This is a genomic window from Xenorhabdus sp. IM139775 (assembly GCF_028598745.1).
In the GTDB taxonomy this organism is placed as follows: domain Bacteria; phylum Pseudomonadota; class Gammaproteobacteria; order Enterobacterales; family Enterobacteriaceae; genus Xenorhabdus.
Genome location: NZ_JAQRFK010000230.1, coordinates 1 through 726 on the forward strand (window position 1 = coordinate 1; position 726 = coordinate 726).

A 726-nucleotide genomic window follows, 5' to 3' on the forward strand; every position below is an offset into this window, starting at 1 on the left:
ATATTGATAAATAAATCTGAGTTTTTCCTCGTGTAACCTGTAGATACGATCTTTCCTGTTTGGGCATCAAAACAACCGGCAAAGTAATATTTTTGATTTTGACCCGGTGTCACAATCCGTTTTTGCTGACCTTTAAAGTACCAATCAGCGCCAATTTTAGGATTAAAATCAATATCAACTTCATCTTCATAAACAACAGGGTGTTTCTCTGAAGTCTGCAAAATCGCTTCAGTAATACGCGCCATTTTTTCGTCATATTCTGGATCAGGTTGTTTTAAGGTAGGCGCAGCCCGCCGCCAGACAATGCCTTGTTTACAGAAGTAACGGTAAAGCGTGCTGATGGAAGGTGTAATGTGCGCATGTTGCCTGAGTAAAAACACAAAAAATAAAAGACTCCAACGAGAACCGATATAGCCAAATTGTTGGGGAGAGTGCGCCAAAAAAATAATGTAGAACAGGCAGATAACGTGCTAAATGCCACTGAGTGTGGCGCCCGGCAGTCAAGCTTTGCAAGCCTGCCCATCCTTGTTCTCTAAACTTTTTCAGCCAACGCCAGACAGAAGATTCGGCGCAACAAAGTGTTCCTGCGACCTGAGGAACGGAATGTGTTTGACACAGTAGGAGTATCCCCATGATCCGGCGTGCATAATTTTTATCAGGTGTCTTTTGAACGATTTTTTTCATCTGCCGCCGTTCATTTCGGGAAGTGGGTGGTATGATAAGCAT

General features: G+C 43.0%; 1 pseudogene. It reads right to left on the reverse strand.

The features are described from left to right. Positions 1–726, reverse strand: a pseudogene (locus PSI17_RS17170) (IS630 family transposase); the annotation flags it as partial.